Origin of the sequence: Arenibacter flavimaris (assembly GCF_030291335.1) — a bacterium.
In the GTDB taxonomy this organism is placed as follows: domain Bacteria; phylum Bacteroidota; class Bacteroidia; order Flavobacteriales; family Flavobacteriaceae; genus Arenibacter.
This window is the reverse complement of record NZ_JASWIM010000002.1, coordinates 209429-236290: the sequence shown is the minus strand read 5'-3', so window position 1 is coordinate 236290 and position 26862 is coordinate 209429. Positions and strand designations below refer to the sequence as shown.

The window sequence follows — 26862 nt, the reverse complement described above, 5'->3', positions numbered from 1 at the left end:
CATGGTTTTAGACAAAGACACTGCCAAAAGAACTGCAGAGCTTCTGCTGCAAATTAATGCAATTAAGTTGAAACCTGAAAATCCATTTACATGGGCTTCAGGGTGGAAATCTCCAATTTATTGCGATAATAGGATAATACTCTCATACCCAAGCATTAGAAATTATGTTCGGGAACAAATGGGAAAGCAAGTGGAAAGCCTTTATGGGAAACCGGATGTAATAGCCGGAGTGGCCACAGGGGCCATTGGTATAGGTATGCTGGTTGCCGAGTATTTGGGACTTCCCTTTATTTATGTACGGCCCGAAGCCAAGTCCCATGGGCGGCAGAACCAGATAGAGGGCCGTTTGGAGGCCAATCAGAGCGTAGTCGTCATTGAAGACTTGATCAGTACCGGTAAAAGCAGTTTAAATGCTGTGGATGCTTTAAAAAACAATGGTGCAAACGTAAAGGGAATGCTGGCCATCTTTACTTATGGCTTTGATGTAGCCAATGAAAATTTTAAGAAATACGGTTTGGATCTACATACTTTGAGCAATTACGATTTTTTAATTCAGCAAGCTTCTGATACCAACTATATAAAAGAGAATCAATTAAAAACCTTACTAGAGTGGAAAAGTAGTCCCTCTACCTGGCAATCTTAAATTATGTATTTAGAAACACCTAAGAAAAAAGTTAACAAAAGCAGTAAGGAAGTTTTTGATTTTCTGAACGATGTGAAGAATTTTAAAATCTTAATGCCCGAAAACATTAGTAAGTTCGAACTTATTAATGAGGATAAATTTTTGTTTGCACTTAAAGGAATGCCCGAAATTGTATTGCAAAAAAAACAGCAAACTCCACATTCGCAATTAATTCTGGGAGCGGCAAGTGATAAATTACCCTTTACCCTCACTGCCGATATTGTAGCAATAAATGAGAATGAAAGCGAGGTAACCTTAAGCTTTGAAGGGGAGTTTAACGCCATGATGGCCATGATGATAAAATCGCCGATCAATAATTTTATAGGTACACTGTCCGAGAATCTTTCCAAAATATAGGTTTAGGCTATTTTTCGGATATAATGTTCAATACAGTAGCTTCACCTCTTTTAGGTTGAATTCCTGTAATATATCGTCTTCCATTAAAATCTTTAGTTTTCCGGCGCTGGAAACGCCTTTTATAAAGCCCATGAACATTTCGTCGTCACGGTTTTTAAAGGTAGACGGCTTATCCTTTCTAAAAAGGGCAGACTCGTAACGTCCAAAAAGATTTCCCCTATCCGCCTTCCCCTTGTTCCCTATCAACTTTTTTAAATTTTCAACAACACTGTATAGCAATTCATCCAGATCCACCGATCTACCTAAAATTAGCTTTAAGGAGGACACATTGGGAAGCTTATTGAAACCCAATTGATTTACATTTAAGCCAATTCCAACAACGGAGGCCTGAATATGTTGTCCGGATAAAATATTTTCAATGAGAATTCCACAAATTTTGGAATGTCCTGACATAATGTCGTTAGGCCATTTAATCTTTAAATCAGGTACTTGAAGTTGGGTTAAAGTGTCATAGATTGCCAGAGAAACATAAATATTCAAAAGAAACTGATCCGAGACCTGACATTCCAAAGATTTCACTAAAATACTAAAAGTCAAGTTCTTACCAGGCTCGGAGAACCAACTTGTCCCCATTTGACCCCGTCCCTTCAATTGGGTATGGGCCATTACCACTGTAAAATCGTCCAGCTTATTATGGAACATCAATTCCTTTAAATAGGCATTTGTTGAGTCCGTGGCACTAAGTTTGATTAATTGCATTTACAATCTTATGATTAATATATAATGTATTGTTAAAAACAATAGTTAAAAAAACAAAAAAATAATAACTTTGTAAAAATTTAAAATTTTTGAATGCAGAAAAGGAAAAGTAGCGCAGATGAGTTAATTGCCTTAATTTTAAGTGGAATAGAAGAGGTTAAAGGACATGACATAAATTTACTTGATCTTAGAGACATTGAGAATACTGTTTGTGACTACTTTATTATTTGTAATGGTACTTCCAACACACATGTAAACGCCATTGTAGGCTCCATCCAAAAAACCGTAAGTAAGGCAATTCAAGACAAACCTTGGCATGTTGAAGGTTCCGATAACGCGGAATGGGTTTTAATGGACTACGTAAACGTAGTAGTACATGTATTTCAAAAACAAGTTAGAGAATATTATGATATAGAAGGACTTTGGGGAGACGCCAAAGTAACTTCAGTTGAAAGTAGCTTCAATCAGTAAAAAAAAATAATGGCAAAAGAAAATAATACAGGTCCCAAAAAACCCAAATTCAATACTTGGTGGATATATGGCGTAATAGCAATATTATTAATTGGTTTTCAATTTTTCGGTAGCGGAAACTTCGCGAATACCAAAAAAGCCAGTACCTCCGAGCTTCAAGAGTATTTAAGAAATGGGGATATCCGAAAAATATTGGTCATAACCAATACCAGACAGGCAAAAATATTCCTTACCGAAGAGGCCTTAAAAAAGGAGGTCCACAAGGATGTATCGGACCAGCCCTTTTCCTTGACGGCCACTGCTACGCCACAGTACGTAGTAAACTATGGGGATCAGCAGAACTTTGAAAACGAGATCAATGACATTAAAAAGGAAAACAATTTAGACACGGAACTTACGTACGACCAAGAATCGAATGTACTCACCGAACTCCTGTTGACCTTATTGCCATTTGTACTCATCATAGGTATTTGGATCTATTTAATGCGCCGTATGTCCGGTGGGGCCGGTGGTGGGGCCGGTGGTCAGATTTTCAATATTGGAAAGTCCAAAGCCAAATTATTCGACGAAAAAACCGATACAAGAACCTCGTTCAAGGATGTTGCCGGTTTGGAAGGCGCCAAGGAAGAAGTGGAGGAGATTGTGGAATTCTTGAGAAATCCGGACAAGTACACCTCATTGGGTGGAAAAATTCCTAAAGGAGCCTTATTGGTAGGACCTCCGGGAACTGGTAAAACCTTATTGGCCAAGGCTGTTGCCGGCGAAGCGAAAGTTCCATTCTTTTCACTTTCCGGTTCGGATTTTGTGGAGATGTTCGTAGGGGTAGGAGCTTCCAGGGTAAGGGATTTATTTAAACAGGCCAAAGACAAATCACCTGCCATTATTTTTATTGATGAGATCGATGCCATTGGTAGGGCCAGGGGCAAAAATAATTTTACGGGATCCAATGACGAGAGGGAAAATACCTTGAACCAGTTATTGACCGAAATGGATGGTTTTGGTACCAATACCAACGTTATTGTCTTGGCAGCGACCAACCGTGCCGATGTTTTGGACAAAGCATTAATGAGAGCGGGGCGATTTGACAGACAGATATACGTGGATCTTCCGGACATCAGAGAGAGAAAAGAAATTTTCGAAGTCCACTTAAGACCTATAAAAACGGCCGAAACATTGGATTTGGATTTCCTGGCCAAACAAACTCCTGGTTTTTCGGGTGCCGATATTGCCAATGTCTGTAATGAGGCGGCATTGATTGCTGCCCGTAAGGAGAAAAAAGCTGTTACCAAGCAAGACTTCTTGGATGCGGTAGACAGAATTGTTGGAGGTCTTGAGAAAAAGAATAAAATAATTACTCCTGGGGAAAAGGAAACCATTGCATATCACGAAGCCGGACATGCCACCGTAAGTTGGATGTTGGAACACGCCGCACCCTTGGTGAAAGTAACTATAGTACCCAGAGGGCAATCGTTGGGTGCCGCATGGTATTTACCGGAAGAACGCCTCATTGTTCGCCCGGAACAAATGAAGGATGAAATGTGTGCTACCCTTGGCGGTAGGGCTGCCGAAAAAGTTATCTTCAACAAGATATCCACTGGTGCACTGAGCGATTTGGAAAAGGTAACCAAACAGGCCAGGGCCATGGTAACCATTTATGGCCTGAACGAAGAGATTGGCAATATTACCTATTACGACTCATCCGGTCAAAATGAATATGGTTTTTCCAAACCCTATAGCGAACAGACCGCATTGACCATAGACAAGGAGATTTCCAAGCTCATTGAGGAGCAGTATAGAAGAGCCGTTGAATTATTGTCCAACAACAAAGATAAACTTACAGAATTAGCTGAACGTTTATTGGAAAAAGAAGTTATATTTAAGGACGATTTGGAAAAGATTTTCGGCAAGCGTCCTTTTGACAAAGACAAAAGACTTGAAGCTGAGGAAGCAGCTGAAAAAGAGGAAAAAGCAAAGAAAGATCTTCCAAAATCAGAAACAGAAAAATAAAACAATAAATAATTCGTTGTTCCTAAACAACTAGGGGCTTAAAGACTCCATTTAGATATTAATGGGATTATTTGATAAACTTTTCGGGGGAGGAAAAAGAAAGGTTTCCAAGGAAACTGTGGAAACGAGAGGGCAACATATGCCCGACTTAAACATTCCTGTTGACGAAAAGTTTACCATTAATTTTAAACATAATGGTGGCAAGTTCCTTTATTGTGATTCCATAAATGAGGTGTTCAACAATTTGGACAATATTATCATTGAAAATCAATGGCAGGACCAAACCTTTTTTTCAATGGATAAAAGATTGGAGGAAAAATTCTCCAAACAAGAGATAAATTTCACCAACCTACCCAATAATAGCGAAATATTTTTCACCACCTGTGAACATTTAGTTGCACAAAATGGTTCCATATTGGTTTGCTCCAATCAATTGAAGGAAAGAAAACTACACGAATTACCTTCAAATGTTATTGTTTTTGCCACTACCAGCCAAATGGTCGAATCTATTGGAGAGGGATTAAAGACAATTAAAAAGAAGTATAAAAATGTAATTCCGGCCAACATTACTACCATAAAACATTTCCAACCAACGGCTGAAAATTCAGACGATTTCTTAACTTACGGAAGTAGTTCTAAAAATCTTTATCTTTTACTTCTGGAAGACTTATAACATGAAAGAAATTTTAAGGCGCTTACTTACAGGTGCGGTATATGTAATTCTGTTACTTTCCGCCGTATTCCTAAGTTCCGATGCGTTTGATTTTTTATTTATGACCTTTGGACTCGCCTGCCTTTACGAGTACAAACGCATGATAAAACTTCCTGGCTACCATATTTTTATAGCCTACTTGGCGCTGTGGTGGGCATTTATTTACCTTATTGATGATAAGGTTCTCATCAATATTCTAATGTTCATTACCATATCGATTAATTTTATATTGCTGTATTACCTCTTTTCAGGAAAAGAAAAACCGTTCAACAATTTGCAAAAGTTTATTATTGGCTTATTTTATATAGGCGGAGGGTGTATTTTCCTTACTATGATACCTTATAAGGACAATGAATTTGCAAAACTGCTGATCATGGGGATATTTATCCTTATTTGGGTAAACGATACCTTTGCATATTTGGTAGGAAAAAGTATTGGCCGTCATAAATTGTTCCCCTCCATTTCCCCGAAAAAAACAATAGAGGGAGCCGTTGGAGGTTTTGTTTTTGCCTTGGCTGCGTCCTATTTTTTATCGAAATATGAGACCAATATCTCTTTGGGACAATGGTTGATACTGGCCACTGTGATAGTAATTACAGGAAGTTTGGGCGATCTTATAGAATCAAAATTTAAAAGGGCCGCCGGTGTTAAGGATAGTGGAGCTATTTTACCAGGGCACGGTGGCATGCTGGACAGATTGGACAGTTTGGTTTTTGCCGCACCTTTCGCATATTTAACTTTAATTATTTTTTCCAATGTTTCATAAAGAAGGACAAAAAATTATTATAACAACCTTTATTATAGTTTGTTCCATTGTGGTATTGGCCAATTATTTTATAGATATAACTTGGCTTAAATTTGGACTTCAAATAGTTTCCTTGCTTATCCTTATTTTGATCCTACAATTTTTTAGAAATCCCAAAAGGAAGGTTTCCAAGAATTTTGATGAAATATTGGCTCCGGTAGATGGTAAGGTAGTAGTTATTGAGGAAGTGGAGGAAACGGAATATTTTAAGGCAAAGCGGATCCAAGTGTCCATTTTCATGTCTCCCATAAATGTACACGTAACAAGGTACCCCGCCAGTGGACTGGTTAAGTTTTCAAAATACCATCCCGGAAAATATCTAGTGGCATGGCATCCCAAATCCAGTGAAGAGAATGAAAGAACCACTGTAGTTATAAACACTCCCAAGTTTGGCGACATCCTCTACCGACAGGTGGCTGGGGCCATGGCACGTCGTATCGTAAATTACGCCGAAGTTGGTGAAAGTGTACAACAGGGAGAAGATGCAGGATTTATTAAATTTGGCTCTAGAGTAGATTTGTTCTTACCTTTGGATAGTGCAATTACAGTAAAATTGCACCAAAAAGTAACTGGGGCAAAAACATGTATTGCAACTACAAGGGTTAAAAAAGAAAATGAAGACTGATAAACTAAAACAAGATTTTATAGCTGCGGTCGATTTTGTCAATGATTATACAGACCCTTTGCCTGCGGATCTTTTATTAAAACTATATGCCTATTTTAAAATTGCGAACCGCAATTTTAGCCATCCGGGAAGCAGGACCCCTTTAATAAATGCCTTTAAGGCCAACGCCCTTATCCAAGCTAAAAACGTAAGCATTGAAGAAGCTATGCAGCGATATATAGCTTTGGTAGACAAAGAAATTAGGAACCACAAATAGTTTTTTGTACAAATCTGCCCTGATTTGCTTTTCAAAGTTTAAATGGCCCCATAAGCAGACCGGACTAAAAACTTATAATTTCCATGCTCCCCTTTTCCTAATGAATGCCAATCCAAAATATTTTAGTTGAAAACTTAATACTTATGAAGCCAATCGCAGTCCGGTTTCCCCATTTTCAAAATAAGTAAAATATATACTGGCAAAAATGGTAATTAGGAAATAGGCCACAATCCATAGATCGGCCTGGGGAAGGTACGCATTGAGGCCAAACCAGTCTCCTAAATAAACTATCCATATTATTCCGGCCACCCCCCTGGCAACCTCTATCCCCACAGCATATTTTTTCCTATCCATCAAAGTGGTATATCCAAAGATGCCAATAAAAATAAATCCACTAAATATAAGTAGACCCTCAAAACCAATTTGAGTATAGTTGTAGAACATAAACATCATTAATCCCAAACTTATGAGCATTTGAAAAACCACATAAAGTTTCAGACCCTTGGTGGCGCTAGGTGCATATCTTTTAAAATTGTAAACATCCCCAATAATAGCAATAGGATACTTTTCCTTAACATCATCGGGCCTCCAGCCCGTAGGCATAAACCAAATGCGTATTTTATCCCAGAAACTCTTGGTTCGCCAGGCGTCCTGCAATAACCGCCACAAATGCTGAAAATTAATAATTATCGGATTCCAGCTACCCGCAGGCTTCAACACCCCATATTGTGGAGGAACCTGATCCAATTCTTCCTGAAATGTACCAAACATGCGATCCCAAACGCACAATATTTGTCCTAGGTTTTTATCTATGTATTCCGGATTTATGGCATGGTGTACCCGGTGCTGGGATGGGGTGACCAAAATATATTCCAACCAACCCATCTTTCCTATATGTCTGGTATGGTACCAGAATTGTGCAAACAAATGTATGGGGGCCAAAACAGCTATTACCTTGTGGGGCACTCCCAAAACCGCTGCTGGGAGCAGGAATAGGGAAAAATAACCCACTAGGTTGCTGATGGGCTGCCTAAGGGCACAGGCAAGATTAAATTCTTCACTGCTATGGTGGATTACATGCTGATTCCAAAAAATATTTATTTTATGGCTGAGCCTATGGTTCCAATATCCCGCAAAGTCCAGAACAACAAAGGCAACGCCCCATACCAACCAATTGGCTTTAATTTCCGTTATAGCCAAATGTTCCAACAGAAAAGGATAGGAAATTACGATCACTGCCAGCCCCAAGGTATCCTTAATTATATTGGTCAACCCCGAACTTATACTGGAAACCGTATCCATAACCTTATGCATTTGTTTTTTTACAAAATAGCCATAGGTTATTTCTATAGTTAAAAGGATTACAAAAAATGGGATGGCATATAAAAGCGCTGTAGCGTAGGTCTCCATAAAGCAAAGTAAATTCTGAAGTCTGTAACAAATATAATGAAATTCGTTATTTTTTCATTACCACCTGTTTTAAAACCAAAACCATACCCACCTTAAGTAGTCAATAACAAAATCCAAATATGTGGAAAACAATTGGATTCTTGTATTAAAACCGTATTGGCATTCCGATAAAGCTTTGCTTTCAATTTAAATAAAGTATAAATTAGTTGTATATCCCTTATATTCGCTTTTACATGAATTTAAGACATTCCATAGTTACCCGATTTGCGCTTTTCTTCACAGGCCTAATCATTTTCTCCATTCTTTTATCCGGGTACTTGGTCTTTAGAAAGGCTTCACAAGTTATTACGGCCCATTCAAAAGAACGTATTATGCATGGCTCTCAATTGGCAGAACAGTCCTTTTATGCCTTACTCAACGAGGTTACCAATGACATTGCCGTAATAGCCTCGAGTCCAACCCTACAGCAACATATATTTCACCCCTCAGAAAAAACCATCCACGATATTGATCAGCTTTTCCGAATTATATTGGAAAACAAAGAAACTTATTTTCAGATCAGGCTACTGGAGGCCGATGAAAACGGTAAAGAGATTATTCGTTTCAACAAATTGGACGGACAAGTACTGAAGTCGGACAATCTACAACAAAAAGGGGACCGGGAATATTTTAAAGAGGCCGTTCAAATAAATAAAGGAGAACACTATTTTTCCAATATCAATTTGAATGAGGAATACGGTGTAATAAGCACCCCCTACACCCCTACCCTGCGTGTTGCCAGTCCTATTTTTGACCATGGAAACAGAAAAGTTGGTATTTTGATAATCAATATAAACCTAAATCCGCTATATCTAAGCCTCGATCAAATTGCCGGTAACGACAGTCGGTTCTATTTAATAGATGCAGAGGGCCAGTATTTATATGCACATGACAGGTCTCTTCAATTTGGTCAACAGACCCGGAAATTTCAAAATTTTTATACCGATTTTAATGTCAGTAATAGTTCCCAAGAACCTCCAAAAAATGGTTTTCTACAGTTAGTAGGGCAAAATGACGGCCGTTATTTGAGTTATTTTAAGGAGTTGTCCTATTTCGATGGAAAGCGAAAAATATATCTGATTTCCAATATAGGCCAAAATATATTGCTGAAAAATGCCCTTAAGGTTCGCGCCGAAAGTATTCAGACATTGCTATGGGTATGCCTGTTATCCATTCTCCTGTCGTGGTTCTTCACCAATTTATTTTCAAAAAAAATCAACAAAATTACCAGAGCGATCAGCAACTATGACCAGGGCATTCCCGATGATCATACCCTACCCACCAACCGAAAGGACGAAATAGGGATCTTGGCGAATACCTTTACCAAAATGAAGGTGAAAATTGATCAACATGTCCATGAGTTGAACACTGCCCTGGAGAAAGAACAGCTGGCAAGAAGACAACGGGATGAATTTTTACAAAATATGAGTCACGAAATGCGCACACCTTTAAATGCTATTTTGGGGCTAACAAAATTGTTGTACAAAAATGCCTCGGAGCCACAACTACCCATAATCCATTCCCTGGAAAGAAGCAGCAATAGCTTGGCCGGCCTGGTATACGACGTTCTGGACCACCAGAAATTAGTGGAAGGCAAACTGCATATCCAATTGGAACCTACCAATATTGCGGAGCTTTTAAGGGACATCCACTCTACTTATTTGTACGAAGCCGTTCAAAAAGGGCTTACTTTCAATTTAAGTGTAGACGAAAAGCTCGAAACCACCCTATTTCAGACCGATGCTTTAAGATTGACCCAGATAGTTACAAATCTTGTGGTAAATGCCATAAAATATACCAAAAAAGGTATTATTAGCCTCTCCGCTACAGTTAACGGCTCGGAAAATGAAACACTATATATAAAAGTGACCGATACCGGGGTTGGGGTACTCCCCAAAAATCTTGATAGGATAAACGACCGTTTCTTTATGGAAAAAAATGATCTCTCCGGCAGGTATGGCAGCTATGGTCTTGGCCTTTCCATTGTAAAACAGTTAACAACGCTTTTTGGAGGTACTTTAGTGGCTTCTTCAGAAAAAGGGGTGGGCTCCGAATTTACGATCCGAATCCCAACCATATCCACTTCTACCCAAAGGGTTATAAAACCCGTGCAAACAGCAACACTGCCCCTTCCAAAACTAAGCGGTAATTACACCATCCTGCACATAGAGGATGATGTATCCACTATGGAACTGTTAAAACATATTCTAAATTTCGACCAGATTACCTTACTTCAGACCAAATCTTTTGACGAGGCCTTGAAAAGTATAATTTCAGATACACCCGATTTGATCATAAGTGATTTAATGCTCGAAAATGAAAAAATAAACACCAGATTGAAGGATTGGATCAAAACCAAAAAGATAAAATGCCCCCTTATTATTATATCCGCCCTGGATGCGTCGGAAGCCAATACTCCGTACAGTGAATATTTTCAAAAACCCTTCCAAATAGACCATTTAAAAGATACCGTTTATAAAATTTTGGGCAGCAAGGAATTTAAGGCTCCGGATTTTTCAAATATCTATAACAATTATGACCATGAGATCCCTAAAATAAACAAGGTCCTGAAATTACTGGAGAAGGAATTTGAAAATTATCTAACGGGAATAAACAAAATTGGTTTGAACAGGGATCAAGTGAAATGGGAAGCGATAATACACAAATTAATAGCCAATATCCACAATCTTAAATTGACCGAACTGGAGGAGGTACTCCCAGACAAAATATCAGATTTAAACACAGATCGCCTCAACCAAATAAATAACATTTTTGCTTATTATTTGTGCTGCATTAGAGCGGAAATACACCTTAATTTAAAAGCTGGATCTTCCTGAGCAATTCAGTGGCATATCGTTGACTAACAGGGACGTGTTCCTTATTTATTTCCACGGCACCTGTATGTATCACGTCTATCATATTGAGATTAATGATATAAGAGCGATGTACGCGTTGAAAGAAATCGGGAAGTTTAGGTTCAAGATCTTTTAGGGCCATAAGTGTCAACACCTTCTTGTTTTTAAAAACTATGGCAATGTAATTTGCTTCCGCTTTAAAATAGGCGACCTCCTTCAATTTTATTTTTACCAGTTTACCACCTTCCTTTATAAACAATCTAGCATCCTTTTCGGGCACTTTTCTATTATTGGAAATGAATTCCTTCGCTTTTAAAACTCCCTTATAAAACCTGGAGAAATCCAGGGGTTTTACCATAAAATCAACAATTTTGGGATAGTTATAGGAATCCAATGCAAAATCTTTGTTGGAAGTAACCATTATAACGGCGGAATCGGAATTGAGGTCCAATATATCCCTGCCCGTAATATCGGGTAGATTGTAGTCCAAAAAAATAAGATCAAAGGAGGTACTATTAATAAGGTTAATGGATTCAAAACCGGATACCGTTGTAGTGACACCAGCTATCTCATTGATCTTACTGCAAAAATGCTCAAGCAAATCACAAATCAACGGATCATCATCAACAATTAAACATTTCATGATCTTATCCAATATATTACCAGTTTCATCAAGCAATATAATCATTTCGTATAAAAAATAATTTTCACTTCATCTAAAATTCTACTATTGTTATTAATAAAACCAACTACCATGTACTACCAAAGACTTCTCTTACCTATACTTTCCCTATTATTTTTTGCATTGATGGGCTGTAAGGAGCAATCCAAGACTTCCAAAAATTTGGGGGACAATCTGATGGCCATGGCCAATGAACCACGGGGGAAGGACAACGTAGCTTACCAATGGGCCTATATGGCCCTGGAAGGAACTGCTTTGGATACAGATCGCTTTAAGCCTAGGCCCACGGTTACGTCAAGATATCTTGGACTCATATGCACTGCCATGTTCGATGCCTGGACACGATTTGATGACAAGGCACAACCCTTGTACCTTAAAGACGTAGAGCGCTTTCCTGAAAACAAAAGAACACTTAAGAATAAGGAAATTGCCGTTAGTTATGCCGCGTATAGGGCCTTGAAGGAATACTATTATTCCGACAGTACAATGTTCAGGGAAAAAATGATCGCTTTGGGCCTTGACCCAGATAATCAATCCAAGGATGCTAGTACCCCGGAAGGAATTGGAAACTTGGCTGCAGCTATGGTGATCAATGCCCGCAAAAATGATGGCTCCAACCAATATGGGGAAGTTGAAGGTTCCAATGGTCAGCCCTACTTTGATTATACCAATTACTCACCGGTAAATGACATTGACAAGAATATTGACCTCAACAGATGGCAACCAAAGTATTTTATAGATGAGGACGGCAATAAGTACAATCCAGGCTGCCTAACGCCATATTGGCAAAAAGTAAAACCTTTATTATTGGAGACGGCGGATCAGTTTAGACCTGGACCACCTCCTATGGTGGGTTCCGAACAATTGGAAAAAGAAGTTCAGGAGGTAATTGACCTGCAAGCCAATTTAACTCCGGAAAACAAGGCATTGGTGGAATTTATGAGAGATGGGCCCAAATCTGTACAACAAGCAGGGCATTGGTTAAAATTTGCCCAAGACGTGTCCTTGAGGGACAACAATACTTTGGACCAAGATGTAAAAATGTATTTTCTGGTAGAATCAGTAGCCATGGATGCCTTTATCTCCTGTTGGGATTCCAAAATGTATTATGATTATACGCGTCCATACGCCTTGGTCCACGATTATTATCAGGATAAGGTGATCAAGGCCTGGGGTGGCCCGGATAAAGGCATGGTTGAGATGAAGGGTAAGGATTGGAGACCATATTCTCCTGATGCCTTTCTTTGTCCTCCATTCCCAAGCTACGTTTCAGGGCATAGTACCATAAGTGGTGGTTGTGCGGAAGCTCTACGATTATTTACAGGGGACGACTATTTTGGGGTAGAAGTTGAATTGGTCCCAGGAGCCCTTACCGAAATTAATAATATAGATGACCCAGTTATCATAAAATTCCCAACTTTTACCGAAACGGCCGAAATGGCCGGTATATCCAGGGTCATGGGAGGATATCATATACAGGCGGATAATGTTGCCGGTTTAGAGTTGGGCAGACAGGTAGCGAGGTATCATTATAAAAAATATCTTCAACTGATTGGTGAGGATAGAAAAGATGGAACAAAGGTCAACCAGTAAAACGAACTTTTTAAACTTCCTTATCCAGGCTATGGCACAGTGATCATTTACCTGGAAAGTTAAATCAATATCAACAAACTGCAGAAAATGGTTCGAATAACCCAAAATGGGAGAATGCTAAGTATAAGCATAGGTATTGTATACCTTTGGTTTGGATTTCTTAAATTTTTCCCAGGATTGAGTCCGGCGGATGTACTGGCCAAACAAACCATTTCTTTATTGACCTTTAATCTAATTCCAGAAAATGTAGGGATATTATTGCTAGCAGTAATGGAAGTTGCGATTGGTCTTGGCCTAATTTTAAATATTCAACTCCAAAAAATTATTCTTGCAGCACTTGTCCATTTAGTACTAACTTTTATTCCGGTGGTGTTTTTTCCTGAAATTTCATTTTCCAAGGCTCCATTTTCCCTCACTTTGGTTGGCCAGTATATCATAAAGAACATCGTAATTATTAGCTCCCTACTTTTGATTTACCAAAGAACCTACAATAAAATTTCCTAAAAATAAAAAAGGGTAATGGGGCATCATACTTTTTTATCCTTCAATTGTTTGGATCTAAAAAGAAGTGGCACTTTGGAAGATAAATTGCCTTTAGTACCCGTATTGAATATTGGATTATCATATGTTATCATTAAGTTTTTTTGAAGCCAGACATCACTTAAATTCTAAACCATGAAAAAAAAACACTACAATCATTTGTTAGGTATTCTTTTAGTTGCCCTTGCCTTTAATTCTACAATGTTAAACGCCCAAGGATGTGTGGCCATTAGGCACTTTTCCTCCTGTGTTGGAAACAGCCTGGAAAATAATCTTATGGACAAGGGAGACCTTCAAATTGGTATGAATTATAGATATTTCAAATCCTTTCGGCATTTTAGGGGTACGGAGGAAGAGGCCGATAGGGTTTCCAACAATACGGAGGTAATTAATCATTCCCATGCGTGGGATTTCTTCCTGACCTATGGTATTTCCAGTAGACTATACACCAGTATCACCATACCCACTGTAATAAATGCTAGGTCTTCCCTATATGAGCACGGTAGGGAAGAAAGAAATAGTTCCTTTTCAAGAGGTTTGGCGGACATAAGGGCCGGTGTTGGATATTGGCTATTAGATCCAAATTCGAATCCCAATAAGAACATTGCCATTGGTTTGGGTATAAAACTTCCTACCGGTAACTACAATGCTACGGACGTGTTTTACAATGTAGGGCCAGAAGGCAGCCCGGAAGTACGCCCTGTGGACCAGTCCATTCAACCTGGGGATGGAGGTTTCGGATTTACGCTTGATTTCCAATTTTACCAAAAAATAGCCACCGGACTATTTGCCTATGGAGGTGGTTTTTACCTATTCAACCCTAGGGAAACCAACGGAATTAGAACCTTTCGGGAGACGTTGAGCCCTTTATTGGAGAATGAGGCCATTATGGCAGTACCAGACCAGTATTCTGTTCGCACGGGAATTAGTTATAGTGTGTCCAATGTTATATCCACTTCTTTGGGCGCTCGGTTTGATGCCGTACCTGTAAAGGACCTTATTGGAGGTAATGAAGGCTTCCGAAGGCCCGGAAATGTCCTATCCATTGAGCCAGGTATAGCCTATATGCATCAGAATTTTACCTTAAATTTAAACGTCCCTTTTGCTGTCCGAAGGGAACGGCCACAAAGTGTTACTGATCTACAAACGGAAATAAGCACCGGAACTCCTAGAAAAGGGGATGCAGCTTTCGCTGATTATTTAATAAATTTTGGGGTATCTTACCGCTTCCCAAAAAATAAAATAGCGGAAATAGACCCTGCTCTGAAGGATACTTTTAACTAAAATTAATTTCCAGTTACCAGTCTATTGGACGGTAATCCTTAAGGAACTTACCGCACCAATGCTTACCGGTGTTAATGCCGTCTATCAACGGATCCAACACCCTAGCGGCACCATCAACAATATCCAAGGGCGGTTGAAAATCATGGACTTCCTCCTTTCTTTTGGACAACTCTATGGGATCCTCATCCGTTACCCAACCCGTATCCACGGCATTCATATAAACCCCGTCCTTTGCAAAGTCGAGGGCGGAAGTATGTGTCATCATATTCAGCGCAGCCTTGGCCATATTGGTATGGGGGTGCCGATCTTCCTTGTAAAACCTATGGAATTTGCCTTCCATGGCAGATACATTTATAATATGTTTTTTACCCGTATTTTCCTCACGCATCAGCTTGGATAAGCGGTTGCATAGTACAAAGGGTGCAATGGCATTTACCAATTGTACTTCTATCATCTCCGGGGTTTCGATTTCCCCTAATTTCAATCTCCAGCTATTGGTCTTGCGCAGATCGACCTGCTGCAGGTCGGCATCCAATTCTCCTTCGGGAAAAACTTCTTTGGAAGAAAGGGAACTATCAAAACTATATGGGATCTGTGATAGTTTGGCGGAGGCCCTTATACCAATACCGGGTTCCGGTGCATGCCAATTAACGGGCAAGGCATTATTTTGGGCACTCGCTGTACCTTGGCCCAGGTTATTTAGTTCCTGCAAGCAGAAATCATGATCGGACAACACTTCCCGTGCGCGTGGAGGTAATTCCTGAAAAGGAACTTCCTCATTTTTCATTAGGTGCTGGTAAAATCCCGCCGGCCTTCTCACCGTTTGGGCAGCATTGTTGATCAAAATATCCAATCGGTCGTACTGTTGTTCTATAAAGTTGCAAAAGATTTCCACACTTGGGATATGACGTAGATCTAAACCATGTATTTTTAATCTGTGCCCCCATTCATGAAAATCCTCTTCCTTGGAAAAACGTAGCGCTGAATCTACAGGAAACCTTGTAGTAGCCACTACTGTTGCACCTGCCCTCAACAATATTAATGTAATATGATAACCTATTTTTAATCTGGAACCGGTAACTATGGCTACCTGCCCACTTAGGTCCGCTGTTTGAAAGCGTTTTGCATAATTAAAATCGCCACATTCGGGGCACATGGCATCATAGAAATGATGCAGCTTTGAATATACGGTTTTACAGACATAGCAGTTTCTCGGGGATTCCAATTCCAACTCTTCCAAAGACTTCTGAATGGGAGCAGCCAACAATTTTGGGGCTACAAAAATCGCAGCCTCCCTAGCACTTCTAATTCCAGTTTCCTTACGCGCATGCTTATCGCGCTCAATCATCTTACGTTTTGCTGCCTTGGCGGCGTCTTTCTTGCGTTGTTTAAATTCATTCTTGGCCGGCCTGGATAATTGCCCAGCTGCCTTTAGTAACGCCACTCTTTTATCCTCTGGAAGTTCAAATACAGTATGTCCGTTTTCAACCAGCTTCTCAAGAAGATATATACACTGATCGATCTCTTCCGAACTGATCTTTCCCAAGACATTCCCCTGCCCATCTACCAGATTATTACTACCCATTTCCCTGAAATTTTCTGAAAATTAAAACCGTGCAAATGTAAGGTTTAAATTAGATTGCACAAATAGAAGCAATTAGGGAAAAACAAGTTTAAAACAAGACTTTTGATACTCGATTAATCTTATCCAAACACAAGCTGACGATGATAGTTTATTAGACTCCCTTATAAAAAATGTATCCAAAAAACTGGCATAGACCTGCAATGTTTAGAGAAGTACAACTTTAGTCAAACGGACCCACCATAATATGTGCCCTATGGGTACCGGGATCCATTAACCAAGGCATTCCCGGTGCATGTGGTTTGTCCGGTAAGCCCGTAGATTCGGTGGTTGCAAAAGGGGTGTAAATTACGTATCTGAATTTTCCGTTTTGCAATTCCCCGGAAGCAGTATCGTAATCTTCGGATTTTCCATAATATATATACATCATACTAGGTTCCTTTGGCATTTTCAGTTTCCCGGAAGCCACTTCATTGGCACGAATTTTCTCTCTCTCCTCTCCCGCCAGACCTTTTGCTGAGAGTTCCCTGCCACGGGCCATAAACGGCTCCAATTTATCGGAATAGCAGGCTACATTAATCCCGTCCTTATTGGGATTATCTCCAATACAGACCAAATTATTGGTTCCCTTGCGCAATAGCACCAATTTTCCAGAGCTCTCATAACCATATACCATAGCACCATCCTTCTTTTCCTCAGGAGCTGGCAGAACCGCAGTTTTAATTTGAATATCGCTGGGAGGAACTTCTTTGTTAGTTTCTTGCGCCATAAAAGGAAGCACCGTTAATAGCAGCATACCTAGAATTAGTTGTTTCATGAGTGATTTTTTTATTTTCTGATTAATATTGTTAATGGACCCCTACCAGCATTACGGAATACCAAATTGAATTTCCTGCAATTCCCTAAAGATAAAAAATTTGTATCCAACCCATTTGGGAATCTATTGAATAATTTACTTCACAAATCCAACTTAATTCTTAATGGGATAATCTAAATTTACCTGCTAAACTAAAATCCCATCCAACTATGACGGTTTACGAATTTTTAGACACCCTGAGAAGGACTCCCGAGGAGATAACCTTTGGGGACACCATTGGTATTATTGACACCTTTTATAATTTTTCCCCTACAAGATTTTCCAATGGGGAAATTATTAATGAGGCAGGCCAAAATTCAGGTTCCTGTAAAGTATTCTCTTTTGCACAACATCACAAATTGAGCAAAGAGCAAACCTTGGCCTGCTTTGGTTCCTACTACAGAAAAGACGTTCTGGAACACCCAAAGGGTACGGACCACCAAAACATTCGTAATTTTATGATCAGTGGTTGGGAAGGTATATCTTTCGACCACGAGGCCCTCAGCATAAAATAACACCAATGAAAATCTTGTCCGGACCTTTGATCCTATCAAGGATTGGGACAGATATGCATGACTGATTATTTTATCATGGATGCCGAACCTTTATCCAAAAACAGGACGGATTCGGGGTGGGTCCTTAGTATGGAAGCCGGACAGTTGGTACTGATAACCCCATAAAGGCTATTATAAACGGCCTGTGCCTTTCTTACGTCGGGTACTACACAACTAATGGCCTTACAACTCATAATGGCGGTAATGGTAAGCGTAAGGGCCTCTTTGGGCACATCGTCAAAAGTTGGAAACCAGCCCTCTCCAAGTTGTTGGTTTCTACAAGCCTCGTCCAACTCTACCACCTTTACCAATTTGGGGTCTTTAAAGTTGGCCACTGCGGGATCATTAAAGGCTATATGTCCATTTTCACCTATTCCAATGCAGGCAATGTCTATTGGATGTGCCTGCAACGCCTCTTCATAGTTTTTGATTTCCAATTCCAAATTTGGTGCATCGCCATTTAAGAAAAATATCTTTTTAGGTGCTACCCTATTCAAAATACGTTCTTTAAGATACTTTCTAAAACTAGCGGGATGGGCTTCGGATATGCCTTTGTATTCATCCAAGTGAAATACCGTTATCTTTCCCCAATCAATTTCCTTGGTCTGCAGCGCCTCTAAAAACGAAAACTGGGATGCTCCCGTAGCCAATATAATATTGGCTGCACCCTTTTTGTTTATGGCCGCCCGTAATTTTCCAGCCACATAATCGGCCGCAGCTGCTCCCATGGCCTTTGTTTCCCCATAGGTTTTTACTGCTAAATTTTCGATTTGAAATGATCTTTCCATTGTTACTTTTTTAAATAAATTCTGCAATTGCAAACCAGGTGGTAAGCAGTGAAAATAGGATTACGGCCACTAGGCCTAAATTAAGCTTGGTACCAGCCTTGTTATTGCCCATCAATTTATGTCTGTTTATCAAAATAAACATAGGTACCGCTACGGCTGGCAGGATACAAGCCTGAAAAGCCTGGGAAAACACCATAAGCGCCGGTGGCCTTTCCTCTAAAAAAACGGTCCCAAAAGCAAACACCAAAGCGCCGAATATCAGCATTCTGGACGAGGTGGAATGAATGTTTCTTGGAGTCCCCCTATAATCGGCAACTAGCCATGGGGCTATTAGCACAATCGGAAATATAGTGGAAAGTCCGGCTCCTGTAATCCCTATTATAAGAACAAAAGCTGCCAATTTGCCCCCCAAAGGCTCAAAAAGGGATATCATCTCTACCGTATTGTCTAGTTTCATGCCCGAAATGTGCAAGGTTCCCGCGGCAACGGCCATGATGACACCGCTCAATAAAAGCATCATAAAAGCCGAGACAAAAGCATCGGTTTTTTCCTTTTTTAGATCATTTATACCCCATCCCTTTTCCGCCACCACCGTACTTCTCATTACAAAAACAGCCGCCGAACAAGTGGTTCCCGTAATGGCCGCAATAAGCCCCAAGGCACCTGGTGTGTCTGGAATACTCGGAACCATGCCGGACATAATATCGGCCATATCGGGACGAACCATTATAAAAACGACTACAAAGGACAGTCCCATCAAAATAACCAAAACCGTCAATACTTTTTCAAAGGCCTTATACCGGCCAAACCATAAAAAGAATGACAGGATTATCACAAAAAACAGGATGATCCACCCTCTTTGAATTACCACTCCGTTATACGCCAAGCGCACCCCTTCCTGCACCAAATCGGCCACAATTCCCATTACCCCCATAAGAGCCAATAATTCGCCAATTATGAGCACTAGTATAATATAAAGCGAAAGTATCCAGCCCCATTTAAACTCCTGTTTAAAATTAAACAGGGCAGTCCTTCCCGTAACCAAGGTAACCTTGCCATAGGCAACCATTAAAATATAGGTAAAAACGCAGGACAGTACCAATGCCCAAAAAAGGCTCATACCGTATTCGGCACCCGTCTTGGCCATTGTGGTAACACTACCCGTTCCAATATTATACCCAATAAGAAAAAGCCCCGGGCCTACCGCGCTTAGTCCCAATAGAATTTTCTTAATCAATGATTTATTGCCCATATACTGCTTTTAAATAATCAATTTTTAAACAAGTCCCTCTAAATCGAACATTATGGAAGACAACAAGGAACTACTCCTTGGAATAAACCAATTCTCCGGACACAAATGTTTTATATATAACCACCTTCTTATCTTCAAGCTGAAAAAGTATAAGGTCTGCCCTTTTTCCTTGTCCTATTTCGCCTAGGTCATTTAATGAGAACAATTCTGCGGGATTTGTACTTGCCATTTGAATGGCATCTTTAAGAGTACATTGTGTATAATCCATAATTACACCTACACAGGCACTAATTGGTGATGCCGCCCCGGCCAGTACATTTTCCTTGGGCAATTTCACCACATTGGGGGTCAGCAATAGGGTACGTTCACCTCGGGTATATTCTCCTGGTGGCAAGCCTGCCAGATCCAAGGCATCAGATACCAAAATAGTTTTATTGGGGCCTTTTACCTTATAAAAACTCCGTACTTCCTCCTTGGTCAAATGAAATCCGTCCGCTATAATACTGGGCGTAATCCTATCATCGGCCAACTGCGGCCAAAGCGGATTATGATGTCTGTTGATCTCGTTGGCACAACCGTTGCCCAAATGGGTGGCCATTTTAGCCCCTGCATCTATGGCACGTTCTATATCTTTGGCACTTCCATTGTGATGGCCAAGTGCCACTATAATACCATTGGCTACACAATTGCGGATAAAGGGAATGGCACCTTCCAATTCAGGGGCCAAGGTTATTAACTTTATACCGTTGTTGGCCGCCCTTTGTAACTCCTGAAATTCTTCCCAGTCCGGATTTTTTATGTACTTCTCCAAATGCGCTCCCCTAAATCCCGGCAGTGGCGATATGTAAGGACCTTCCAAATGAAAACCGGGAATGGAAGCTCCTATTTCCGGATCTTTTTGTGCCTGTGCCAGAATGGCAAAATTCTTTTTCATCCTCTTGAAATCGCTCGTAATGATAGTCGGGAAATAGGTGGTGACCCCAACCTTCCACAAAGCCTTGGTAGCCTTCCGTATTCCTTCAACGGTAAGATCGGGACCAGAAAAATCGACCCCCATAAAGCCATTGATCTGGACATCGATCAAGCCAGGGGACACATACATTTTTGAAACATTGGCCTCTTTGTCAAGGCGGTTTATTCCCGAAATCTTTCCTGTATTGGTAGAAAGGGAAACCCATCCTTCATCGGAATACAAAACACCCTCTATTGCCTGGGCATCCTTGGATTGTGATATTGCCATATTACTAAAAAAGAACAGCACTATAATGGGTGTATATTTAAATTTCATAACTATTTATTGATTTTACACTTAACTGACCAGAATCAATTTTATCTAAAAACTAATCAACCTATTTAATTCTACGAATCTTGATATTCCTAAACCAGGCATCGTCCTTATGGTTTTGTAGCACAATATGGCCATTTCTCTTATCCAAAAACCCTGGGATATCGACATATTTGCTCTTTTTAAACAAGGAATCCAAATGCTGGGACCCAAATTCATAAGAAACTACCTTTTTTCCGTTTAGCCAGTGCTCCACGTGTTTGTCATTGATCAATATGCGACTAGAGTTAAACTCCCCAATTGGTCTTACCATTGCGTTTTCAGCTGCAATCAAATCATAAAGGCTCCCAGTGTATTGGGAAGGCTTTAATTTGCCTGCATAAAGGGTATCCGAATCATCCAGCAATTGGTATTCAAACCCAAGGGCAGCATATTGGGAACCGAACTTTTGCGACATTTCCTCGGACACATTGTACTTTAAGCCTGTGTTCCCCGCTTTTAATATTTTCCATTCAAAATACAATTCATAATTCTCAAAAGTATCCACGGTCATTAAATCGCCACCCTCCATGGGTTGGCCATCGGGCATGGAAGGAACCTCTCCACTATTCAGTTTTCGTATGGTACCATCCTCAACTTTCCACAGTTCGCTTTGAACATCCTCTCTACCCAAACCTCGCCAACCATTCAGGGATACTCCGTTAAAAAGCAGCTCCCAGCCCTGCTCCTTCTCCAAATCTGTTAGACTATTATTAAGTACAATGGGCGTCCCTGACTCCTTTGCTATCTTTGTCTCTTTGTTCTTGGACCCAAGAAACACCAAGGCGCATATTATAGCCACTGTCCAAAACAATGGATACGACTGCTTATTATACATCATCATCCTAGTTCTACGGATTCCCACTTACCAGAAATTATGGATTTTTGAAGCGCTTCCAGAACGGCAATACCATGTATGATACTCTCATGGCTGCGGGGTTCCTTACCGGTACTGAACATGGTTACCATGTCTACATAATTTTTATCGGGACCAACGGTTTTCACTCGCGACTTTAATTCCACCACTCCTTCCTCGGTTTCAACAAAGGTCTGCCACCCGTACTTTTTGGTAGTAATTACCAAAGTAGCCATCCTTCCGTTTTCAAATATCAAGCTGGCAGTACTGTTTAGGTTTTCCTTTTCATTTTTGTTGAACTTCGCGGAAACAATTTTCTCGTCAAAAAGATAGATAAGAGGTTCTACCAAATGTACCCCGTAAAAGAAAAAGCCTCCATAAATAGAATTAATATCTGCCTTCCCATAACAGGTAATTTGATTTATTTCCTTCATTTCTTCCAATTGCTTCCTCATATCATCCGTACCGTGGCTATGCGCTATGGAACTATAGGATGTTACCGGAGTACCGACAGATCTCGCCATTTCCAGAAACAATTTAGCGGCCTGACTGCTATAACAAAAAGGCTTGTCCACAAAGGTGGGGATTCCCGCCTTTACAAAGGGTAGGGCCGCATCCAGATGAAGGTCGCCATGTCTATGGTCTACGATCAACGCGTCTATCTTGCCCATCATTTCCAAAGGATCCTTTACTATAATAGGAATACCCCCCTCATCTTTAGCCAGTTGGGCATACTCGTCTTTTTCCCCCCAAACGAATTTAACTTCCCATCCAGGAAACTCCTTATCTTTATTGAACATTTTCCCAAAACCTCTAGTATGCGAGTTTTCAGCACCAATAATTCCAATAATTTTTGTTTTCTTTTTCAGGTTTTCTCCTGATTTCAATTGTGAAAACATAGTTGTGGGTACGGACAGGGCCAATGTTGAAAAGGCTGCCCCTTTGCCCAACTTTTCCAAAAACGATCTTCTATTTGCCATATTTATATTTTATAATTTCATTTCCCATCCTTTTTCATAAGAACGGCTCCATAATTTTTGAGCATCATTATCCTCCAGAATATGTCCATTCCTGGAATCTATATTCAACGACCTACCGGTACGCTGTGCTATATTTCCCAGCTGCACCAACAAGGTACTTTTATGTCCCGAGTCTATATCAGCATTCAGGCTGGACCCGCTCAAAATGGCGTCGAACATGTTTTGTATGTGCAAGGCATCCAAAAGTTCGGCAGGATTGGAATTGTTTCTAGGATCTATTTCTTGGGTATTTTTCACTTCTTTTACCAGTTTTCCCTCCAAATCGAAAATGGAATAGCTATTGCCTCCAGGGATAAGCATACTACCGTTTTCCCCATAGAACATTACTCCTACAGCACTACCTTCTATAGGGTTTCCGTTACAGCTTCTACCTTCCCACGACATGGACATTCCGTCTGCAAAATCCAAATTAATCACTTGGGTGTCCGGCGTCTCCCAATCGTCCTGGTACCTATACCTACCACCGTTGGAACTCACCTTTATCGGATAGTCCACCTGCATACCCCAACGCAGTAAATCTATCATATGGGTACCGTTATTAAGGGCTTCCCCCGTACCCCAATGCCATAGCCAGTGCCAATTGTAATGCACAATATTGTCCTTATAATTTTTTCTAGGGGCCGGACCTTGCCAAAGATCCCAGTCCAACCACTTGGGAACCTCAACCTCCTTCCCTATTCCAATGGATTGCCGGTTATTGGTATACCAACCCTTACCAAAATATACCCGTCCTATGGCACCGGACTTCAAGGCATTTATACCTTCGACCACATTGGGCCAAGAGCGGCGCTGGTTCCCCATTTGAATCACCTTTCCATATTTCTTTGCGGCCTGCACCAAAATTTCTCCCTCATTGGGGTTGTGGCTACATGGTTTTTCTACATACACATGTTTTCCTGCCTCCATGGCCAGGAGCGATGCCGGAGCGTGCCAATGATCGGGTGCGGCAATTACCATGGCGTCTACATCCTTACTTTCCAAGGACTTGCGGAAATCGGCATAAGTTTTCGGATCCCTTCCCTGCCTTTTTTTAACGGCGGACACACAATTCATTATAGCCCTACTATCCACATCACAGACATGGATTACCTCACTGTTCTTTTGGCTTGCAAAATTTTGCGCCAATGCCTTTCCCCTACTATTGACCCCCATCATAGAGACATTAATTCGGTCGTTGGCACCTAGAATTCGCGCATAGCTTTTAGCGCTAAATTGAGGTAGCATTCCTGCGGCCGCAATTAGGGCCGAACTGGCAGCCGTTTTTTTTATAAAACTTCTTCTCGAGTTTGAATTTGTTTCCATGCTATCCAAATATGATAATTTATTGTATTGTTTATCTCCTATTTACTTAAAACGGCTAGTACAGATTGGAAAATTCCAGCCCAAGTTTATTTATTTCCTCGTTGGAAACTTCCCCCGAACACACTAAGGTGCGAAACGCAAAACGAACAGAATCGCCCTTCTTTAAGCTCAGGTTCATTGATTCCTTGCCGTCCGAAAATACATGCTGCCCCAATGGGTTTACGGCAAAAAGGCCATAGCCTCGGGCATGCCAATAGGCCGGATAACCCGGATTCTTTTTATGGTCCAGAATCACCACGGCAACTTTTTCGTCTTTATATTTTCCAAAAAGTTTCATCCATTTGGCGCGGGTACCCCAAACATCCCCACCGGTAATTCCTTCACTGCTTAGATAATCTCCCGAAACCACATCATTATTAATTACTTTGATAGTTTCAGGATTTCCATGTGCATCCGTTAGCGTTAGTGGATCGTCCGATGGCAGTTCCAGTTCACGACTCACCCTAATGGCAAACATACCTTCCTTGGTATCCTTGAATAAAATATCCTCTTGGGCCGTCCATGTACTTATCCAATCAATGATCCTGACCTTGCCCCTATCCATAAAGTGAAGATCTATGTCTTCCGTAATTTGGGTCCGACCGCCAGCTTCCCACTTGGTTTTGACGCGAATGGTCCCTTTGCTATCATCGGCCTTGGTCCCAACCACCTCTTGATGCCTAATTACGCCACTAAATTCCTTCCTATCTTTCGGGGTAGCCTCTGAATGCCCCCAATAATCAATACCGTTTACATCTCCGTAATTCATCCACATTCCAATGTGGTGCGGATGATCTGCACGCTCTCCGGCTACGCTCTTCAAGGGATATTTTCGCGTAATTTCCGTACCTTCCGATGTCACTATGGGCCACAAACACGGCTTCATAATATTATCAGGGTAGATGTAGGAAGTAAATAATTCATCCCCAAAGTAGACATCCACTTTTTGTTCGGACACTTTATTTTCCACCCTAATAGCTGGTTTTTCCACTTCTTGCGCAGAATCTGCCTTGTTCTTATTGGACTTACTATTTCCACAAGAACCGAGCAACAACAGCAAAAGCGTGCAAACGGGCAACCCCAATTTAATTTCTTTTTTCATTCCTTAGGCTTATTGAAAATTAATATAATAATCTACGTTTTCCTTAATAATTATATCCAGAGGCACATACTGTACAGCGGCGGGCGATTTTTTATACACAAAAAAATCGAACAAAGTCTTGACCGCCGTTACCCCTTGAAAAACAGGTCTTTGAGAAATAATATAATCGATATTTCCATTCTTTAATTCAGCCACATTTCCAGGGACAGTATCAAACCCCACCACCTTTATGTCCAATTCGTGCAGGGCGTGGTACCTAGAAATTAGATGTGCCCTGGAATTACTTACAAACACTCCTTTGGTTCCTGGATTTTTAATATAGTATTTGGTAAGCTCCCTATTCACTTCTGCTTCCAGGGTTGTGGGTATGGTAATCGAATTTATTTTCCTGCTGTTTAATACCGTGTTGCTTTTAAAGAACTCCCTAAACCCTTTTTCCACAGTTCCTGTGTGGGCACTATTCTCCAGCCCCTTTACCAAGTTTACAACAAGAATTTCCTCGGTGGGACCTAAAATTGAATTCAATAATTTTCCCGCTATATATCCACTACCCTTTAAGTCGGGGCCAATATAACTTAGGTTTTTCTTATTGGGGATGTTGGCATCAATAAAGACATAAGGAATATTCCTTTCCTGGAGCTTATTCACAAACCACAAACTTTCCTTTTCAAAAAGTGGGGCCAAAATTACACCACTTGGATTTTTCCCAAGGATGGTCTCGGCATTTTTGACAAAACTGGATTCGTCGAACAAACTGTACTCATAGGAGCCCAGCTCCAATCCAAAATCCCTATAGACCTCCACACCCTGATCTACCCCTATTTTCGGCAAAGTCCAATAACTTTGGGAAGAAGTTGCTTCCGGAAACAGACTAAAAATTGTGAACTGCCTACCCAAAGCCAATGTTCTTGCGAGGAGATTGGGATTAAAATTCAATTTCTCAATGGCCTCTTCCACTTTTTTTCTTTTGGCCAAAGAGACCTTCCCCCTATTGTGCAATACCCTGTCAATGGTTCCAATGGAAACATTGGCATAGTCCGCCAGATCCTGTATAGTGGTCTTTTTATTTTTTACCATTGTAAGTTGGCCC

26 protein-coding genes are annotated in these 26862 nt (G+C 40.6%); 13 read left to right on the top strand and 13 right to left on the bottom strand.

Annotated elements, in window-relative coordinates:
* Nucleotide 1 precedes the first annotated feature (1 nt).
* Nucleotides 2-643: an orotate phosphoribosyltransferase gene (gene pyrE, locus QSE00_RS03075; protein ID WP_110356645.1), complete on the top strand. Its 642-nt coding sequence runs from the start codon at nucleotides 2-4 to the stop codon at nucleotides 641-643.
* Between the two features lie 3 nt (nucleotides 644-646).
* Nucleotides 647-1039, top strand: a complete 393-nt coding sequence (locus QSE00_RS03070; RefSeq protein WP_286104837.1) for an SRPBCC family protein — start codon at nucleotides 647-649, stop codon at nucleotides 1037-1039.
* Nucleotides 1040-1066: 27 nt separating this feature from the next.
* Here the strand turns inward: QSE00_RS03070 and QSE00_RS03065 are convergent, their stop codons facing one another.
* Nucleotides 1067-1798, bottom strand: coding sequence for a biotin--[acetyl-CoA-carboxylase] ligase (locus QSE00_RS03065; RefSeq protein ID WP_110356643.1), 732 nt, complete (start codon nucleotides 1796-1798; stop codon nucleotides 1067-1069).
* 93 nt (nucleotides 1799-1891) lie between these two features.
* Between QSE00_RS03065 and rsfS the strand changes: the two genes are divergently transcribed.
* The 6 genes from rsfS (at nucleotide 1892) to QSE00_RS03035 (ending at nucleotide 6674) form a co-directional block, all read left to right on the top strand.
* Complete coding sequence (gene rsfS, locus QSE00_RS03060; RefSeq protein WP_072863361.1) at nucleotides 1892-2269, top strand: ribosome silencing factor; 378 nt, start codon at nucleotides 1892-1894, stop codon at nucleotides 2267-2269.
* A 9-nt stretch (nucleotides 2270-2278) separates the two neighbouring features.
* The gene (gene ftsH / locus QSE00_RS03055) at nucleotides 2279-4276 is read left to right on the top strand and encodes an ATP-dependent zinc metalloprotease FtsH (protein ID WP_110356642.1); all 1998 of its coding nucleotides are present in this window, start codon (nucleotides 2279-2281) and stop codon (nucleotides 4274-4276) included.
* A gap of 61 nt (nucleotides 4277-4337) precedes the next feature.
* Nucleotides 4338-4949 (top strand): LUD domain-containing protein, encoded by a 612-nt coding sequence (locus QSE00_RS03050; protein ID WP_110356641.1) that lies wholly within the window; start codon nucleotides 4338-4340, stop codon nucleotides 4947-4949.
* Nucleotide 4950: 1 nt separating this feature from the next.
* Nucleotides 4951-5754, top strand: coding sequence for a phosphatidate cytidylyltransferase (locus QSE00_RS03045; protein ID WP_286104836.1), 804 nt, complete (start codon nucleotides 4951-4953; stop codon nucleotides 5752-5754).
* Nucleotides 5744-6418 (top strand): phosphatidylserine decarboxylase family protein, encoded by a 675-nt coding sequence (locus QSE00_RS03040; RefSeq protein WP_110356639.1) that lies wholly within the window; start codon nucleotides 5744-5746, stop codon nucleotides 6416-6418. The genes QSE00_RS03045 and QSE00_RS03040 overlap by 11 nt, the downstream gene beginning before the upstream one ends.
* Nucleotides 6408-6674 carry an acyl-CoA-binding protein gene (locus QSE00_RS03035; RefSeq protein ID WP_110356638.1) on the top strand — a complete coding sequence of 89 codons (267 nt, stop codon included), beginning with the start codon at nucleotides 6408-6410 and terminating at the stop codon, nucleotides 6672-6674. The genes QSE00_RS03040 and QSE00_RS03035 overlap by 11 nt, the downstream gene beginning before the upstream one ends.
* Before the next feature lie 141 nt (nucleotides 6675-6815).
* On the opposite strand, the gene QSE00_RS03030 is transcribed toward QSE00_RS03035, so the two are convergent.
* Complete coding sequence (locus QSE00_RS03030) at nucleotides 6816-8084, bottom strand: sterol desaturase family protein (protein ID WP_286104835.1); 1269 nt, start codon at nucleotides 8082-8084, stop codon at nucleotides 6816-6818.
* A gap of 233 nt (nucleotides 8085-8317) precedes the next feature.
* On the opposite strand from QSE00_RS03030, the gene QSE00_RS03025 reads away from it, so the two are divergent.
* Entirely contained in the window at nucleotides 8318-10960 is a 2643-nt protein-coding gene (locus QSE00_RS03025; RefSeq protein ID WP_286104834.1) for an ATP-binding protein, read from the top strand.
* Here the strand turns inward: QSE00_RS03025 and QSE00_RS03020 are convergent.
* On the bottom strand, nucleotides 10935-11666 hold the full coding sequence (locus QSE00_RS03020) for a LytR/AlgR family response regulator transcription factor (RefSeq protein WP_286104833.1): 732 nt from the start codon (nucleotides 11664-11666) through the stop codon (nucleotides 10935-10937). The two genes, QSE00_RS03025 and QSE00_RS03020, sit on opposite strands and share 26 nt — an antisense overlap.
* A 66-nt stretch (nucleotides 11667-11732) precedes the next feature.
* On the opposite strand from QSE00_RS03020, the gene QSE00_RS03015 reads away from it, so the two are divergent.
* The 3 genes from QSE00_RS03015 to QSE00_RS03005 all read left to right on the top strand — a co-directional run bounded on the left by QSE00_RS03015 (nucleotide 11733) and on the right by QSE00_RS03005 (nucleotide 15077).
* Nucleotides 11733-13253: a vanadium-dependent haloperoxidase gene (locus QSE00_RS03015; protein WP_286104832.1), complete on the top strand. Its 1521-nt coding sequence runs from the start codon at nucleotides 11733-11735 to the stop codon at nucleotides 13251-13253.
* Between the two features lie 114 nt (nucleotides 13254-13367).
* Nucleotides 13368-13757 (top strand): doxx family protein, encoded by a 390-nt coding sequence (locus QSE00_RS03010; RefSeq protein ID WP_286104831.1) that lies wholly within the window; start codon nucleotides 13368-13370, stop codon nucleotides 13755-13757.
* Nucleotides 13758-13928: 171 nt separating this feature from the next.
* On the top strand, nucleotides 13929-15077 hold the full coding sequence (locus QSE00_RS03005; protein ID WP_286104830.1) for a hypothetical protein: 1149 nt from the start codon (nucleotides 13929-13931) through the stop codon (nucleotides 15075-15077).
* A 13-nt stretch (nucleotides 15078-15090) separates the two neighbouring features.
* Here the strand turns inward: QSE00_RS03005 and QSE00_RS03000 are convergent, their stop codons facing one another.
* Nucleotides 15091-16662, bottom strand: coding sequence for an SDR family NAD(P)-dependent oxidoreductase (locus QSE00_RS03000; protein ID WP_286104829.1), 1572 nt, complete (start codon nucleotides 16660-16662; stop codon nucleotides 15091-15093).
* A 220-nt stretch (nucleotides 16663-16882) separates the two neighbouring features.
* On the bottom strand, nucleotides 16883-17476 hold the full coding sequence (locus QSE00_RS02995; RefSeq protein ID WP_286104828.1) for a hypothetical protein: 594 nt from the start codon (nucleotides 17474-17476) through the stop codon (nucleotides 16883-16885).
* Between the two features lie 209 nt (nucleotides 17477-17685).
* Here QSE00_RS02995 and QSE00_RS02990 point away from each other — a divergent pair, with 209 nt between their 5' ends.
* Nucleotides 17686-18030: a HopJ type III effector protein gene (locus QSE00_RS02990; protein WP_110356630.1), complete on the top strand. Its 345-nt coding sequence runs from the start codon at nucleotides 17686-17688 to the stop codon at nucleotides 18028-18030.
* A 65-nt stretch (nucleotides 18031-18095) separates the two neighbouring features.
* Here the strand turns inward: QSE00_RS02990 and QSE00_RS02985 are convergent, their stop codons facing one another.
* The 8 genes from QSE00_RS02985 to QSE00_RS02950 form a co-directional block, all read right to left on the bottom strand.
* Nucleotides 18096-18857, bottom strand: coding sequence for a glucosamine-6-phosphate deaminase (locus QSE00_RS02985; RefSeq protein ID WP_286104827.1), 762 nt, complete (start codon nucleotides 18855-18857; stop codon nucleotides 18096-18098).
* A 10-nt stretch (nucleotides 18858-18867) separates the two neighbouring features.
* Nucleotides 18868-20109 carry an Nramp family divalent metal transporter gene (locus tag QSE00_RS02980; RefSeq protein ID WP_110356629.1) on the bottom strand — a complete coding sequence of 414 codons (1242 nt, stop codon included), beginning with the start codon at nucleotides 20107-20109 and terminating at the stop codon, nucleotides 18868-18870.
* Between the two features lie 70 nt (nucleotides 20110-20179).
* Nucleotides 20180-21397, bottom strand: coding sequence for an N-acetylglucosamine-6-phosphate deacetylase (gene nagA / locus QSE00_RS02975; RefSeq protein ID WP_286104826.1), 1218 nt, complete (start codon nucleotides 21395-21397; stop codon nucleotides 20180-20182).
* A 61-nt stretch (nucleotides 21398-21458) separates the two neighbouring features.
* Nucleotides 21459-22298, bottom strand: coding sequence for a 3-keto-disaccharide hydrolase (locus tag QSE00_RS02970; protein WP_286104825.1), 840 nt, complete (start codon nucleotides 22296-22298; stop codon nucleotides 21459-21461).
* Nucleotides 22274-23269, bottom strand: coding sequence for a Gfo/Idh/MocA family oxidoreductase (locus tag QSE00_RS02965; RefSeq protein WP_110356626.1), 996 nt, complete (start codon nucleotides 23267-23269; stop codon nucleotides 22274-22276). Before QSE00_RS02965 ends, QSE00_RS02970 begins: the two co-directional genes overlap by 25 nt.
* Nucleotides 23270-23278: 9 nt before the next feature.
* Nucleotides 23279-24631: a Gfo/Idh/MocA family protein gene (locus tag QSE00_RS02960; protein WP_286104824.1), complete on the bottom strand. Its 1353-nt coding sequence runs from the start codon at nucleotides 24629-24631 to the stop codon at nucleotides 23279-23281.
* 55 nt (nucleotides 24632-24686) lie between these two features.
* Nucleotides 24687-25772, bottom strand: coding sequence for a DUF6807 domain-containing protein (locus tag QSE00_RS02955; protein WP_286104823.1), 1086 nt, complete (start codon nucleotides 25770-25772; stop codon nucleotides 24687-24689).
* A 9-nt stretch (nucleotides 25773-25781) separates the two neighbouring features.
* Entirely contained in the window at nucleotides 25782-26849 is a 1068-nt protein-coding gene (locus QSE00_RS02950) for a substrate-binding domain-containing protein (protein ID WP_286104822.1), read from the bottom strand.
* Nucleotides 26850-26862: the final 13 nt, after the last annotated feature.

What these genes read in the sequence shown, in the direction of transcription:
- pyrE (WP_110356645.1), top strand. Translation starts at nt 2, where the DNA reads ATGGTTTTAGACAAAGACACTGCCAAAAGAACTGCAGAGCTTCTGCTG.
- QSE00_RS03070 (WP_286104837.1), top strand. Translation starts at nt 647, where the DNA reads ATGTATTTAGAAACACCTAAGAAAAAAGTTAACAAAAGCAGTAAGGAA.
- QSE00_RS03065 (WP_110356643.1), bottom strand. Translation starts at nt 1,798, where the DNA reads ATGCAATTAATCAAACTTAGTGCCACGGACTCAACAAATGCCTATTTA.
- rsfS (WP_072863361.1), top strand. Translation starts at nt 1,892, where the DNA reads ATGCAGAAAAGGAAAAGTAGCGCAGATGAGTTAATTGCCTTAATTTTA.
- ftsH (WP_110356642.1), top strand. Translation starts at nt 2,279, where the DNA reads ATGGCAAAAGAAAATAATACAGGTCCCAAAAAACCCAAATTCAATACT.
- QSE00_RS03050 (WP_110356641.1), top strand. Translation starts at nt 4,338, where the DNA reads ATGGGATTATTTGATAAACTTTTCGGGGGAGGAAAAAGAAAGGTTTCC.
- QSE00_RS03045 (WP_286104836.1), top strand. Translation starts at nt 4,951, where the DNA reads ATGAAAGAAATTTTAAGGCGCTTACTTACAGGTGCGGTATATGTAATT.
- QSE00_RS03040 (WP_110356639.1), top strand. Translation starts at nt 5,744, where the DNA reads ATGTTTCATAAAGAAGGACAAAAAATTATTATAACAACCTTTATTATA.
- QSE00_RS03035 (WP_110356638.1), top strand. Translation starts at nt 6,408, where the DNA reads ATGAAGACTGATAAACTAAAACAAGATTTTATAGCTGCGGTCGATTTT.
- QSE00_RS03030 (WP_286104835.1), bottom strand. Translation starts at nt 8,084, where the DNA reads ATGGAGACCTACGCTACAGCGCTTTTATATGCCATCCCATTTTTTGTA.
- QSE00_RS03025 (WP_286104834.1), top strand. Translation starts at nt 8,318, where the DNA reads ATGAATTTAAGACATTCCATAGTTACCCGATTTGCGCTTTTCTTCACA.
- QSE00_RS03020 (WP_286104833.1), bottom strand. Translation starts at nt 11,666, where the DNA reads ATGATTATATTGCTTGATGAAACTGGTAATATATTGGATAAGATCATG.
- QSE00_RS03015 (WP_286104832.1), top strand. Translation starts at nt 11,733, where the DNA reads ATGTACTACCAAAGACTTCTCTTACCTATACTTTCCCTATTATTTTTT.
- QSE00_RS03010 (WP_286104831.1), top strand. Translation starts at nt 13,368, where the DNA reads ATGCTAAGTATAAGCATAGGTATTGTATACCTTTGGTTTGGATTTCTT.
- QSE00_RS03005 (WP_286104830.1), top strand. Translation starts at nt 13,929, where the DNA reads ATGAAAAAAAAACACTACAATCATTTGTTAGGTATTCTTTTAGTTGCC.
- QSE00_RS03000 (WP_286104829.1), bottom strand. Translation starts at nt 16,662, where the DNA reads ATGGGTAGTAATAATCTGGTAGATGGGCAGGGGAATGTCTTGGGAAAG.
- QSE00_RS02995 (WP_286104828.1), bottom strand. Translation starts at nt 17,476, where the DNA reads ATGAAACAACTAATTCTAGGTATGCTGCTATTAACGGTGCTTCCTTTT.
- QSE00_RS02990 (WP_110356630.1), top strand. Translation starts at nt 17,686, where the DNA reads ATGACGGTTTACGAATTTTTAGACACCCTGAGAAGGACTCCCGAGGAG.
- QSE00_RS02985 (WP_286104827.1), bottom strand. Translation starts at nt 18,857, where the DNA reads ATGGAAAGATCATTTCAAATCGAAAATTTAGCAGTAAAAACCTATGGG.
- QSE00_RS02980 (WP_110356629.1), bottom strand. Translation starts at nt 20,109, where the DNA reads ATGGGCAATAAATCATTGATTAAGAAAATTCTATTGGGACTAAGCGCG.
- nagA (WP_286104826.1), bottom strand. Translation starts at nt 21,397, where the DNA reads ATGAAATTTAAATATACACCCATTATAGTGCTGTTCTTTTTTAGTAAT.
- QSE00_RS02965 (WP_110356626.1), bottom strand. Translation starts at nt 23,269, where the DNA reads ATGGCAAATAGAAGATCGTTTTTGGAAAAGTTGGGCAAAGGGGCAGCC.
- QSE00_RS02960 (WP_286104824.1), bottom strand. Translation starts at nt 24,631, where the DNA reads ATGGAAACAAATTCAAACTCGAGAAGAAGTTTTATAAAAAAAACGGCT.
- QSE00_RS02955 (WP_286104823.1), bottom strand. Translation starts at nt 25,772, where the DNA reads ATGAAAAAAGAAATTAAATTGGGGTTGCCCGTTTGCACGCTTTTGCTG.
- QSE00_RS02950 (WP_286104822.1), bottom strand. Translation starts at nt 26,849, where the DNA reads ATGGTAAAAAATAAAAAGACCACTATACAGGATCTGGCGGACTATGCC.